Below are 13,535 nucleotides of genomic sequence, written 5' to 3' on the forward strand. Positions count from 1 at the left end.
TCTATTTCATGTTTTACTTCATCTGGTCTAGCACTTGGAAGATCTATTTTATTTATTACTGGTAGTATTTCTAGATCTTGATCTAATGCTAAATACACATTTGCTAAGGTTTGAGCCTCTACACCTTGAGCTGCATCTACTACTAAAAGAGCACCTTCACATGCAGCCAAGCTTCTAGACACCTCGTAGTTAAAGTCTACATGTCCTGGAGTATCTATTAAATTTAAATAATATTCATTGCCATCCTTAGCCTTGTACATCAATCTTATATTTTGCAGTTTGATAGTAATTCCTCTTTCTCTTTCCAAATCCATATTATCTAATAATTGGTTTTTCATATCTCTATCACTAACTAAACCTGTATATTGAATTAATCTATCCGCCAAGGTAGACTTTCCATGGTCTATATGCGCAATAATACTAAAATTTCTTGTTCTACTTTGTTTGCTGTCCACCTTTTTCCCTCCTTGATTTTATTTTCTAAATTATTTTCATCATAGATTTTATTTTATAATATATCGGCTTTTCTGTAAATATAAGTTGTGACAGAAAAATAAGACTTATTTTTGTTAAGCCTTATTTTCTTATATTAATTTTTAAAATTCTATATTTATAAAGTTTGGCAAGTAATTTTCTATTAATGATCTTTTATTTAGCATTTCGTTCATATTATAATCTACCCAAAATATACAAACTACGGATATGCAAATCATTAAAGTAAAAGATATAACCTTTAAAAAAAATACCTTCTTTCTTCTATTTAGTTTTTTATTCAATCTTTTATTTATTCTTTCATCTAATTTGCTCATATTGATATTATCCTATTTATATATTTTTTTCTTTAAAATATCCATCTAATATTTCTGCTAAATACTTAGCACTGGCTTGGGCCTCACCGCTAGTAGTGCCGTTGCTCCCTACTTCAACTAGTAAGGCGTTATCACATATACTTTGATTAAATCTACCATATGGTTTAACTACAACAGGCATTATCAAATCAGGATATTTTTTATTGGCGTATTCAGTTATGCCGTCTGCTAACTTTTTAACTTTATCTACATCATCATTTCTAGCTCCTACGACAAAGAAAAATTTAGCAACTTTTTGTCCATCTATTGTCGTCGTATATTTATTATGGATATTAGTTTTTACTGCTTCGTTTGCGATATTAAGTCCATCTCTATGCAAATCAATAGTTATTTTTATGCTATTGTATTTATTCATTGTAGATTTTATAGTTTGAGAGCTTCTAGCATATGAATTATTATATGTAGGACTATCGTGATATGTTGTACAATGTGCTACACCCCATCCCAAATTAGATAATTCATTTGTAAGCAAACATCCAACCGACATAACAGAATGCTCTTTATCCTCTGAATGATAATTTCCCTCTGGTGAATCAAGGTAAGTTTCGCAACTATGACTATGGTATATTAAAATCTCTGGCTTATCGTTTGTGACCCTTAAATTTTGGCTGTATACATTGCTTTTTAAATTTATATCGTTATTTGCCTCTGTATTTATAGTCGGTATATTATCTTCACCTACATAAACATTTATATACTGGCTATCTTTCTGATTGTCATTTTGAGTTTCTTTTGTATTGCCTTCTTCTTGAGTTTTATCCTTTTCTATAACTTTTATCTCGGGATAAGAGTATTTTATTAAATTATTTAGTAAATTGCTCTTATCGAAAGCAGATACACTATTTGGTATTATAAATATTAAAATAGCTATAACCACTATTTTAGCAAATTTATTATACATTTTTGTCCTCCTTAGTTAAATCCTCCCTGGATGAAGAGATCTATTTAATCCTTCGCTTATTATTATCGATAAATTTTCTATTGTCTGATCGATATCCTTTGGAGTTACAATTAGATTTTTATCGTATGGATCTAGGGAATCCTTTATCAATTGATATTTCTCTTCGTCTTGTAGTTTTTTAAGCATATTGTAAAATTGACTACCTTCTTCTGAAACACTTATTAAATTATTAATAGCTAAATCAAGAACATCCATAGTAAGTGTAGCTGCATCTACAACAGTGGGAACTCCTATAGCTATTACATCAACCCCTAAATAATCTTTATTCAAAGCCTTTCTTATGTTACCAACTCCTGCTCCTGGTGAAATACCTGCAGTTGATATTTGTATAGTTGAATTAATTCTCTCCATTTTTCTAGATGCCAAGGAATCTATCGCTACCACTCTGTCGGGTTTTATTTTATCTACTATAGCTTTTACTATTTCTACAGTTTCTATACCTGTTATTCCCATTACACCTGGGCTCAATGCAGATACCTCTGTAAAATCATCGTCGTAATCCTTGTTGTAATTTTTAAAAATATGACGTGTAACCAACGTCTTAGATACTGACTTAGGTCCTAAAGCATCTGATGTAATATTCCAATTTCCAAGTCCTATAATCAAAGTCCTTTTCGTTTTGTCTGAACCAAATATGTTTATTAATTCATCCTTTAAATAATCTATTACCTTTTCTCTAGATTCTTCATCGTCAAATTTCATTAGATCGCTTTCTAAAGTTATATATTTGCCTATTTCCTTATTCATTATTTTTGAGCCTGTTTCATTTACTACTTCTACTGTAGTTACAGTACAATCATCTAATTGTTTAGTATCTACAACAACGCCATCTAAACGACTCGATTCTCCTTCACATAACTCTCTCGCTTCAAGTGCTAAATCTGTTCTTATACTTATCATATAAAGCCTCCAAAATATTAATTAATTATGTCATATATGTTTTTAAATTTTTAACTTTAGTTATAATTATTAACTCTTTTATTATTTTTAAACATAATTTATATAAATCTTAAATTAAATTAAAAGTATTGCATATTAATACTTGATTTTTATTTTTATTTCTGTTAAAATCAAATATGTTGACGATGAGAATAATAAATTTTACGGGAGGTGAACAGATTGGCAAATATAAAATCTGCTAAAAAAAGAATAAAAGTTATCGATAAGAAAACTGCTTTAAACAGAGTGAGAAAATCACAAGTTAAAACAGCTATAAGAAGATTCGAAGAAGCTGTTAATGCTGGTAACGTTGAAGAAGCTACACAAAGATTCCAATTCGCTCAAAAGAAAATATCTCAAGTTGCTTCTAAAGGAACTATACACAAAAACGCTGCTGCTAGAAAAGTAGCTAAATTAGCTCAAAAATTAAACTCTATGAACGCTTAATAAGATGTTTAATTTGTGCATAAATTGGCCCTTGATTAATTTCAAGGGTTTTTTATTTTGCAAAAATCTACATTGAAAAAGTCCTCCTTTTTTATTAGGAAGACTTTAACTTACCTTTCTCTGACAATACTGGCTAACTAACATCTCTATAGCAAGCGTGTCTCTCATAAGGCCATTTTTTATTTTGTAGTCACTTTCTAAGATATAATTTAGCATATCTATTATCATAGACTCTGTAAAATTCTTACTTATCTTTATTGATTTATTTACAACAAATAAAGACATCTTTAATTTATCTGCTATACTTTTATTATTCATACCTTTGTTTAAAAGCTCTTTTATTTGAAGAACTATTTTAAATTGTCTATTTATCATAGCAAAAATACCTAAAACAGATTCTCCCTCGTTAATCATATCATTTAATATTTTGATTGCATTTTGAGAGTTTTTCTCGCCTATATAATCTATCAGCTTAAAAATATCATTTTCTATTTTCTTTTGTGAAAGCCTATCTATTATCTCATTAGTGACCTTAGTATCTTTACCTGCAAACGAGCTTATCTTTTTTATTTCGTTTTCTATATCAGATAAGGTAAATTCGTTGTTTTTATCCTTGTATCCAGTCGATTCTATAAAGTACATAACCTGAGCGTTTTCTATTGTAATTTGATTTTCATCAAATCTTTTTCTAGTCCACTTAAATAAATCCATATCAGATATTTTTTCACAGTTATATGCTATTCCGTTTTTATTTATTTTATTTACTATGCTTTTTTTCTTATCTATATCCCCATACACAGCAAAAACTAAGACTGTAGTATCAGGAATATTTTCTAAATGCTCTGCAAAAATCTTTTCTTCTTTATCTGAAAAATTCTTTTTCTTGCCCTTCATAAGTAACTCAAAATCTTTGACGATTACTATCTTTCTCTCGTCCATAAATGGAAGCGTCTCTATTGAGCTTAATAACTGATCTAGCATGATTTCTTTGCCATCTAGTATATCTAGATTAAAGTCTATCATACTTTCATTTAAAGACTCTTTAAACAGCTTTATAGCGTTATCTATTAAATAATGCTCCTTGCCGTACAATAGATAAATTTTTTCAAAATTTTTAGCTTTTATATTATAAACAATATCCTTGTATTTCATTTTCCTGCTCCTTCATAGTTTTAAGCTCTCTATATATCATATAAGAGAATATTAAAACATAATAGATTATTACGTATGTCATATTAGGATTTTCAACTTGTATATATCCAATCTCTATTTGACTTAATTTATCCAATATATAATATACCATATTAATGAGTGTTTTGTTTATATAAACTATGACTTTTGTAATATTTAAACTAAATTCAAAAAATAAAATACTAAAAATACTTAAATTCATGATGATTCCTATAAAAGGTATTATAACTATATTTCCTAAAATCGATAAAATAGGAATACCTCCAAATACATAATATACTATAGGTATAGTTAAAATATTAGCAGCTACAGTCATCGATACTATATCGAATTTAAGTCTTTTCTTGATCATCTTATTGAAATATAAAATAGATAATGTAGCTAAAAACGATAATTGAAAGCTAACATTATATATAGTGTATGGATTGTTTATAATTAATAAACTAGCAATTAATGATAATGTAGTTATACCATCTCTTTTTTTAAATAAAAATACCGCCAAATACATAATAGCTACAAATGCAACAGCTCTTACAATAGATGGAGAGAAACCGACCATTATACTGTACAAAACCATAACTACTATCAAAATAAATAATTTATAAAGTTTATTTATTCCTCTTATAACATAGGCAATCAATATACAAATTATATTTGTATGAAGCCCAGATATGGCTATTACATGGCTTGTTCCAGTCCTAGAAAACATTTCATTCTCTTCTTGAGTCAAATCATACTTCATTCCCAATAAAAACGAATTTATAAAATTTGAAGTATCTTTATACAAATATCTAAAGGTATCTCTCATATACATCTTTAACTGCCCTAAATGGATATAAAACTTGTTCTGACCTACAACTTTAAAATAATCAGAATAAATCATTCCTTTATATCCACAGCTTCTTATATATCTACCGTAGTTAAAATCATCAAACTCCATTTTTTCTAAATCCTTTTGCTTACCTTGTACTGATACCACCTTTCCTATTTTCAATTCGTATTTTCTCTTATAGTCATTTACTAAATAGCCGTCTATTATATACTGAGTGTATTTATCCTTTTCTTTCTTGTCCTTCACAACTCCTGTTATAGTAATCTCTGTATCTTTATTTATATTATCTAGCCCAGAATCCTTCGTAATCAAAAATCCCAAAACTAAAAGCACAATAAAAATCAATAATAAAGGTCGTCTCAAAGCACTCCTCCTCTAATATCTTTAAAACAAATATTTTCTATATTATTGACCTTATTTTTTTAATATAAACAACTTTAAGTATATAAATTTTATTTTTAATTCAAATTTATTACAAAAAAATAAGACATACACAAAACATGTACGCCTTATTTTTGTATTTATAATAACTTACTATCTTAATTCAGATTTTATAACAGCAGCTAATCTCTTTATACCTTCTACTATTCTATCTTCATCCATATTTGAATAGTTTAATCTAAAGTTATTAGTCTTAGTTCTGCCTGGATAGAAAGCAACTCCTGGTACGTATGCTACATTGTTTTCTATACATTTTTTCATCATTTCAGTAGCATTCATATATTCAGGTAATGTAACCCACATGAATAATCCACCTTCTGGATGAGTCCATTTAACTCCTTCAGGAAATTCTTCTTCTATAGTTTTTATCATTAAATCTCTACGTTTTTTGTATAGAGCTCTTATTTCTAATACGTGTCCATCTAAGTCACATCTTTCTATATATTTACTTACTTCTAATTGAGATATTGTTGAAGTTTGTAAATCTCCATCTTCTTTACATCTTATATACTTAGCTAATATTTCTGGTGCTGCACATACCCATCCAAGTCTATATCCTGGACATAATATTTTTGAGAATGTTCCTAAATACACTACATAGCCTTCTGTATCTAAAGATTTTAATGAAGGTAAAAATTCTCCATCATATCTTAATTCACCATATGGGTTGTCTTCTAGAGCAACTACTTTATATTTAGTTATTAATTCAACAAATTTTTTACGTTTTTCAAGTGGCCAAGTTCTTCCTGTTGGATTTTGGAAATCTGGTATAACATATATCATTTTTATGTTATCATTGCTAGCTAAAACTTTTTCTAAAGCTTCCATGTTCATACCATCTTCATCAGTTTCAACTTCTATGTATTTTGGTCCATATCCGTTAAATGCGTTTAAAGCTCCTAAATAAGTAGGACTTTCGCATAATATTATGTCTCCTTCATCTATAAAAACTTTACCAGAAAATTCTAGTACTTGTTGAGAACCGCTAGTTACTAATATATCATCAGCAGTTACATTTGTTTTTTGTTTAGCATTCATTCTATCAGCTATTTGTTGTCTGAATTTTGGGAAACCTTGACCTGAAGAATATTGAAGTGCTACTTCACCTTCTTCATCTAAAACAGCATTAGCCATCTTCTTCATATCTTGAACTGGAAATAGTTCTGGTGCAGGTAATCCTCCTGCAAAAGATATTATTTCAGGTTTAGCAGTTAAAGCTAATATATCACTTATTTCAGATCCCCCTTCTGTCATCATACGTTTTGCATATTTTACTTCCATTATATATCACCCCAGTTATTTTATTTATAAATATATTGTATATCTATTTTCGAAATATTCCATTATATTTATAAATTTTTATATAAAAAATTAAACTTATAATAATTTTTCCATAAAAAAAACATATAAAATATATAAAAATATAGTCTATATGCTTCTTTTAAAATTTTCGCCGTTAAAATTATACGAGCTCATCTATATAATTTGTCTTTTTTTCAAATAAAGTGTTTAAAATAGTCTTTTGATCATAACTCAATGAATTTTCGTCTATCTCATTTAACATAAGTATTTCATCTATATTTAAATAAGAAAAAGCTAATTGTGCAATAGAATTTATATTTAATTCTATATCGTAATTTTGCTCTACTTTTTCTACGTTTATTTTATTATCTAATATTGATATTTTAAAAACTCCATCGTTTTGCTTTATATACTTATCCTTAACCTTAATATTTATAGATTTATCTTCTATTTTTTTTATTTTTTCTTCCTCTAACTTTAGTGTCTCTAAATACTTTTTAAAATTTATCATTCTTCCAGCCATAAACGGTACAAGTTTCATTTCACATGTTTTTAAATTTTCAACTACTAATCTTATTTTATCATCAACTGGTGAATTTATAACTGTATTTTTACATTGGGTATTGTGGTTGTATATATAAGCTAAAACACATTTAAGAGAAGATACACCACTGTATATCAGCTCTCTTACAAAAAATGTATCTCCTTGAATATAATAGGCTATATAGCTTCTGCTGTTTTTTTCTTCATTAATATATACACGCCCATTTTCAGATTCAATTTCCATTATAAATCTTCTAAAATACTCTTCATCTCTAACTGTATATCCATTTAAAGATTTCATAGCTTCTCTGTAAATATCTGCTAAAATTTTAGCATCCTCTATAGAAGCTCTCTTTAACCTAGAAGTCAGCTTAAATCTAGAAAGATCCTCTGTTCTTATACTATACTCAAGCTGGTCATAACAGTGGTCAAATCCATATCTTCTATACAATCTATAATCTATAGCCATTAATATAGATACTATTTCTCCATTTTTATAGATCTCCTCTAATGTACGCACCATTAAATTCTTCATATATCCATGGCCTCTTATTTCAGGCTTTGATGAAACTCCTACTATATACGATACTTTATAATCGTCGTCTCTAAGTCTTATTTTGTATTTATTCATTTGTAGTGAGGATAATACTTCATTTTCCTCTTCAACAACTAAAGTATTTTTCTCGTCGTATACATTTTCAAAGTAATAATCTACAAATTCTTTTTGATCCTCAAAACAATAATCCCATAGAGAAATTATTTGTTCTCTGTCTTTTTCTATAGCGTATCTAATATCCAATTAGTTAGCCTCCCTAACTGTGTATTTTTCTACAAATCTACAAGGGTGATAAGATAGCTTAGCCTTTCTAAGACCTTCTAAGCCCATATCCTCTTCTCTATTTACAAAATCTACATTTGGGAATTCATTAACTAAAAATTGTTGATTTATATAAGGGTATAGACCCCTTATACTTGGGTTTGCTTTTTCTATATGAATTAAAGCCATGTCGTCGTTTATCAATTCACCCATAGTAAAAGCTTCTAATATCCCATCTACATAGATTCCTGCTATTTTTAATCTATCTGATATTTCATCGTAGTGTTTGAATAATTTTTCGATGCCTACTCTTTCATCGTCCATTCCTTCGCTTACTTCGTCGTTTTCTTCTTTATTATCAGCCCATCTATCTAAAAGAGCTCTACAATCATCGAAATCCTCTTTTCCAAGAAGTCTGTATTCAAATCTTCCTTCGTATTCATTTAAAAAATAATTTATATGATTTCTTTTTTTGCTATTTTTTCTTCCTTTTAGAGTTCTCAAAGTTTCGCCATCGTATACATAATCGAATATATCTCTTTCTGCTATATACTCAAACTTATCTCCATAATTTTCTTTTAAATAATCGATTACTTCTTCACTTATACCTCTAAAATACAATTCCTTATCTATTTGCTTAAAGTAGTTTAAAACAAAATCTATTGCCTTTGGTAAATCTTCTTTTTTTGCAAGTGGTAGTATAGAGAATAAATCTCCCTCATATTCTCCTACTAAAACAGCGAAATTATCTCCTATATAATAAGCAGTTTTATATGCATGTTGCCACATATACAAAGTGTCAAAGCAGTATTCACACGCTTCATAATCAACTAAATCAAAATATGGATTTAGTATTTCTCTATCTTCTATTGTTATTTCCTTAAAGCAAGGACCTAAATTATTATGCTCTTCTTCCATTATATCTTTAAAAAATGAATTTATATTTTCTTTATTTTCTATTGTTGCTAACATAATTTCCTCCTATAACATATAAAATTCTTCACTTAAAATTATTATTAATGAAGAATTTCCCAATTAGATGTATTTATTTTTATTTTAATGTCAATATTAATAATATATTTCAATATTTTATTTTACCCAAGATAATATTTAATAAACATATAATTTAATGGAGTGATTTTACTTGAATAAAAAAATATTAATTTTTTTAATTATTATAATAGCACTTTTCACAGGCTGTGACAAAAATAAAGTTTTTTGTATCCACATAATAGATGTAGGGCAAGCCGACTCAATTCTAATCCAAACACCGTCAAATAAAAACATGCTGATAGACGGTGGCGATGAAGATAGTGCTAAAATAATAAAATCGTATTTAAAAAATAAAAAAGTAAAAAATCTAGATATAATCATTGCAACTCACCCTGACAGCGACCATATCGGTAGCTTAGACTATGTAATTGATAATTTCGATGTAGATAAAATATACATGACTAAACAGATTACCGATAGTGAGTGTTACGACAACTTAATCGATTCCTGTAATCAAAAAAACTTAAAAATAGGTTATCTATCTAAAGACGACACTTTTAACTTGGATAATTCTACTAAAATCGATGTTTTAAGTCCTAGTTATATAACTGACGATAATAATTCAAATTCCATTGTACTAAATATTTCGTATAAAAACAACAATTTTTTGTTTGCAGGGGATTGTGATAGCGAAAACGAAATGGATATGGTAAATTCATATGATTTAGAAAATGTAGATTTTTTAAAGGTAGCTCACCACGGCAGCAGTAGTTCTAGCTGTATAGATTTTTTACAAGAAACTACTCCCGATATAGCAGTTATTTCATGTGGATATAAAAACAGCTACGGTCATCCTCATAAAGCCACTTTGGACAATTTAGAAGCCGTAGATGCAAAGATTTTTAGGACTGATATAAATGGCAGTATGGTATTTTACTCAGACGGCAATAGAATTTACACTAAAATAAAATACAAGGCTTCAAATTGATTTTAGAGCATAATAAAACATTTTCCTACATTATATAATAAGTGGAGACTTTAAAAATCTAAAGTACTCCACTATTTATATCCTAAGTCAAATTTTAGTCTTATTGAGTAAAGATACACCTTTATTTGAAATTAATTTTATTCTTGCTCTAATAGATCTCTAATTACTACAGATGCTATTATAAGTCCTCCTACAGAAGGCACGAAAGATACACTTCCTGGAGTTACCTTTCTTCCATTCATTATTTTTTCCTTTAATTCGATAGGCTGTTCAGTCGAATAAACTACCTTTAATTTTTTTATTCTTCTATTTTTTAATTCTCTTCTAAGAACCTTTGCTAAAGGGCATGTATGTGTTTTGTAAATATCTGTAACTACTATCTTAGTAGGGTCTAATTTATTTCCCATACCCATAGAGCTTACGATCTTAAATCCCTTTTCGTTGCAGACTTCTATAAGATTTATTTTAGATGTGACCATATCTATAGCATCTATAACGTAATCGTAATCTTCTGTGAATATCTCATCACTTGTTTCTGCGCTGTACACTTTTTTTACTGTTTTTATATTTAAATCTGGATTTATATCTAGGAGTCTGTCCTTCATTACATCTACTTTAAATTTTCCGACTGTAGAGTGAAGTGCTGGTATTTGTCTATTTATATTAGTTATATCGACATCGTCAAAGTCTACTATAGTTATATTTCCAACTCCTGCTCTTACAATTGCCTCGCACGCAAAGCTACCTACTCCGCCTACTCCAAATACTATTACATTTGCATTTTTTAATTTATCTAATCCTTCTTGTCCAACAATTAGACCTGTTCTCATTTTAAAATCTTTTTCCATATATTTAATCTCCTAAAATTTTTCTTTCGTAATATTATAGTTCACTTTTTATATTTTTTAAAGGTGTATTTTTATAGATTTCATATATTTCCTATTAATTAACATATATTTATTATTAATTAAAAAGAGATATTACAAAATTGATGTAATACCTCTCAATAAAAATATTTTTGTTTTCTTTACCTAATTATACAAAGGATAATTGTATGAGCCTAAGCCTTTATCCAAGCTGTATACTTTACTAAATCCATTTAAAATCAATGCTTTTCCTGCTCCTATACTTTGAATTCCATGTTCGCAATATAAAAGAACATTTGAGCCTTGATAGCGTTTAATTTCATTTATTCTATCTAGTACTTGATTGACTGGAATATTTATAGCTCCTGGTAAATGCCCTTGTAAATATTCATCGTATTCTCTCAAATCTATTATCAAGCCAAATTTTCTATTATCTATCATCTTTTTAGCTAATTTTGCAGTTATTACATTTACTGTCATTGACATCACTTCTCTTCATAATATATGAATTATATATCTTTTAATTTATAATATTCTATATTATGATAAATTGTTACAATTAACTACTTTATTTTTATAATTTTCCAATTAAATATTTGGTATTTGCCAGTCGATAGGTTCTTTACCTAAGTCTTTTAAAATTTTATTTATCTTAGAAAAATGCTTACATCCAAAAAATCCTCTACTTGCAGACAATGGACTTGGATGTGGCGCTTCTAATACGTAATGTCTACTTAAATCTATAAATTCCTTTTTGCGTCTTGCATTTGCTCCCCAAAGCACAAATATAACTGGGTCTTCTCTTGTATTTAATAATTTTATAACATCATCAGTAAATATTTCCCAGCCAATATTTTTATGAGAATTCGCTTCATGCGCTCTTACAGTCAAAGCAGTATTTAAAAGTAAAACTCCTTGATCTGACCAAGGTATTAAATATCCATTATTTGGAATATAACAACCTAAATCATCGTGTAATTCTTTATATATATTTAAAAGAGATGGAGGTATTTTCACTCCTTTTTGAACTGAAAAAGCAAGCCCGTGCGCCTGATTTTCACCGTGATATGGATCTTGACCTAAAATCAAAACTTTTGTATCTTTAAAAGAAGTATGCTTTAAAGCTTCAAATATATTGTACATATTTGGATATATAATTCTAGTAGAATATTCCTTTTTTAAAAACTCTCTAAGATTTAAATAATATTCCTTTTTAAATTCATCCTTTAACAGTTCATCCCAATCATTATTTAATTTAACCATGTAAAAAACTCCTCTTTATATTTTGTTATGTTATAATTAATATATCACAATTATTTGGAGGAAACACTATGAACAGAAAAAAATCTACCTTTTTAATAGTAGCAATTATTGTTATTTGTTTTTTCATCTATGTATTTAGAGGCAACTTTAATAAAGGAGATTATAGTCAAACTTACTACGATTTAGGGACTGTAAGCGAGATTACTTTATACAATGTAAAGGAATCAGAAGCAGATGATATTTTAAAAAAATGTGGAGATATTTTACTAAATATCGACAATACAATGGGAAAAACAAGAGAATATAGCGAAATATCTGAAGTAAATAAAAAAGCTGGCAAAGAATACGTAAAGATATCCGACGAAACCTTCTATGTAATAAAAAATGCCTTAAATTTTTCCGATATTTCAGATGGCGTATTTGATATAACTATAGGACCTGTTGTAGATTTATGGGGAATTGGAACTGAAAACGCAAGGGTTCCAAGCTCAAACGAAATAAAAGAAAAACTACCGCTTGTAAATTACAAAGATATCTCTCTAGATGAAAAAAACAAATCAGTTAAATTAGAAAAAGAAAATATGGAGATAGATTTAGGTGGTATTGCAAAGGGATATGCAGCAGATAAAATATACGAATACCTGCAAGAACAAAATGTAGAAAGCGCAATAATAAACTTAGGTGGAAATGTATTTGTATTAGGTGAAAAAGACAAAAATACACCATTTAAAGTAGGAATACAAGATCCTACAAATGAAAGAGGAAATTCTATAGGCAGTATAAATGTTTCAGACCAATCTGTAGTTACATCTGGAATATACGAAAGATACATAGAAAAAGACGGTGTTATATACCACCACATGATAGATCCTTCAACTGGATATCCATTTGACAATAATTTAAGTAGTGTAACTATAGTGTCATCGTCATCTTTAATTGGAGATGGTCTATCTACAACTGCATTTGGGCTTGGAGTAGAAAAAGGATTAGAATTAATAGAAAGCATAGACGATACAGAGGCAATATTCATAACTAAAGACAAAAATGTATACACTACTTCAAATTTAAAGGATAAAATAAACT

General features: G+C 28.2%; 15 protein-coding genes. 3 read left to right on the top strand and 12 right to left on the bottom strand.

The annotated features are described in order from the left end of the window. The 4 genes from ACI3VO_RS12380 to gpr all read right to left on the bottom strand — a co-directional run. Positions 1–455 (bottom strand): GTP-binding protein (locus ACI3VO_RS12380; RefSeq protein ID WP_439758211.1); only part of this gene is annotated, 455 nt, incomplete at its 3' end. Between the two features lie 141 nt (positions 456–596). Next, positions 597–809: a hypothetical protein gene (locus tag ACI3VO_RS12385; RefSeq protein ID WP_439758212.1), complete on the bottom strand. Its 213-nt coding sequence runs from the start codon at positions 807–809 to the stop codon at positions 597–599. Between the two features lie 16 nt (positions 810–825). Further along, complete coding sequence (gene spoIIP, locus ACI3VO_RS12390; protein WP_439758213.1) at positions 826–1,770, bottom strand: stage II sporulation protein P; 945 nt, start codon at positions 1,768–1,770, stop codon at positions 826–828. Between the two features lie 15 nt (positions 1,771–1,785). Continuing rightward, positions 1,786–2,730, bottom strand: a complete 945-nt coding sequence (gene gpr, locus ACI3VO_RS12395; protein ID WP_439758214.1) for a GPR endopeptidase — start codon at positions 2,728–2,730, stop codon at positions 1,786–1,788. A gap of 219 nt (positions 2,731–2,949) precedes the next feature. Here gpr and rpsT point away from each other — a divergent pair, with 219 nt between their 5' ends. Continuing rightward, positions 2,950–3,216: a 30S ribosomal protein S20 gene (rpsT, locus tag ACI3VO_RS12400; RefSeq protein ID WP_022072162.1), complete on the top strand. Its 267-nt coding sequence runs from the start codon at positions 2,950–2,952 to the stop codon at positions 3,214–3,216. A gap of 105 nt (positions 3,217–3,321) precedes the next feature. Here the strand turns inward: rpsT and holA are convergent, their stop codons facing one another. The 5 genes from holA to ACI3VO_RS12425 all read right to left on the bottom strand — a co-directional run bounded on the left by holA (position 3,322) and on the right by ACI3VO_RS12425 (position 9,260). Continuing rightward, positions 3,322–4,368, bottom strand: a complete 1,047-nt coding sequence (holA, locus tag ACI3VO_RS12405) for a DNA polymerase III subunit delta (protein ID WP_439758215.1) — start codon at positions 4,366–4,368, stop codon at positions 3,322–3,324. Beyond that, positions 4,343–5,602 (bottom strand): ComEC/Rec2 family competence protein, encoded by a 1,260-nt coding sequence (locus ACI3VO_RS12410; protein WP_439758216.1) that lies wholly within the window; start codon positions 5,600–5,602, stop codon positions 4,343–4,345. Before ACI3VO_RS12410 ends, holA begins: the two co-directional genes overlap by 26 nt. Before the next feature lie 171 nt (positions 5,603–5,773). After that, on the bottom strand, positions 5,774–6,961 hold the full coding sequence (locus ACI3VO_RS12415) for a PLP-dependent aminotransferase family protein (RefSeq protein WP_439758217.1): 1,188 nt from the start codon (positions 6,959–6,961) through the stop codon (positions 5,774–5,776). Between the two features lie 181 nt (positions 6,962–7,142). Next, positions 7,143–8,324 carry a GNAT family N-acetyltransferase gene (locus ACI3VO_RS12420; protein WP_439758218.1) on the bottom strand — a complete coding sequence of 394 codons (1,182 nt, stop codon included), beginning with the start codon at positions 8,322–8,324 and terminating at the stop codon, positions 7,143–7,145. Next, positions 8,325–9,260 carry a DUF2156 domain-containing protein gene (locus ACI3VO_RS12425; RefSeq protein ID WP_439758224.1) on the bottom strand — a complete coding sequence of 312 codons (936 nt, stop codon included), beginning with the start codon at positions 9,258–9,260 and terminating at the stop codon, positions 8,325–8,327. 226 nt (positions 9,261–9,486) lie between these two features. On the opposite strand from ACI3VO_RS12425, the gene ACI3VO_RS12430 reads away from it, so the two are divergent. Then, positions 9,487–10,323, top strand: coding sequence for a ComEC/Rec2 family competence protein (locus ACI3VO_RS12430; protein WP_439758219.1), 837 nt, complete (start codon positions 9,487–9,489; stop codon positions 10,321–10,323). A 137-nt stretch (positions 10,324–10,460) separates the two neighbouring features. Here ACI3VO_RS12430 and ACI3VO_RS12435 read toward each other — a convergent pair whose 3' ends face one another. The 3 genes from ACI3VO_RS12435 to ACI3VO_RS12445 all read right to left on the bottom strand — a co-directional run bounded on the left by ACI3VO_RS12435 (position 10,461) and on the right by ACI3VO_RS12445 (position 12,452). Continuing rightward, entirely contained in the window at positions 10,461–11,171 is a 711-nt protein-coding gene (locus tag ACI3VO_RS12435; RefSeq protein WP_439758220.1) for a tRNA threonylcarbamoyladenosine dehydratase, read from the bottom strand. Positions 11,172–11,354: 183 nt separating this feature from the next. Next, complete coding sequence (locus ACI3VO_RS12440; RefSeq protein WP_439758221.1) at positions 11,355–11,669, bottom strand: rhodanese-like domain-containing protein; 315 nt, start codon at positions 11,667–11,669, stop codon at positions 11,355–11,357. A gap of 108 nt (positions 11,670–11,777) precedes the next feature. Then, positions 11,778–12,452 (bottom strand): uracil-DNA glycosylase, encoded by a 675-nt coding sequence (locus ACI3VO_RS12445; protein ID WP_439758222.1) that lies wholly within the window; start codon positions 12,450–12,452, stop codon positions 11,778–11,780. A 68-nt stretch (positions 12,453–12,520) separates the two neighbouring features. On the opposite strand from ACI3VO_RS12445, the gene ACI3VO_RS12450 reads away from it, so the two are divergent. Then, positions 12,521–13,535, top strand: a 1,015-nt coding sequence (locus ACI3VO_RS12450) for an FAD:protein FMN transferase (RefSeq protein WP_439758223.1), incomplete at its 3' end; no start/stop codon positions are given.

Origin of the sequence: Intestinibacter sp., assembly GCF_051866655.1 — a bacterium.
Taxonomy (GTDB): domain Bacteria; phylum Bacillota; class Clostridia; order Peptostreptococcales; family Peptostreptococcaceae; genus Intestinibacter.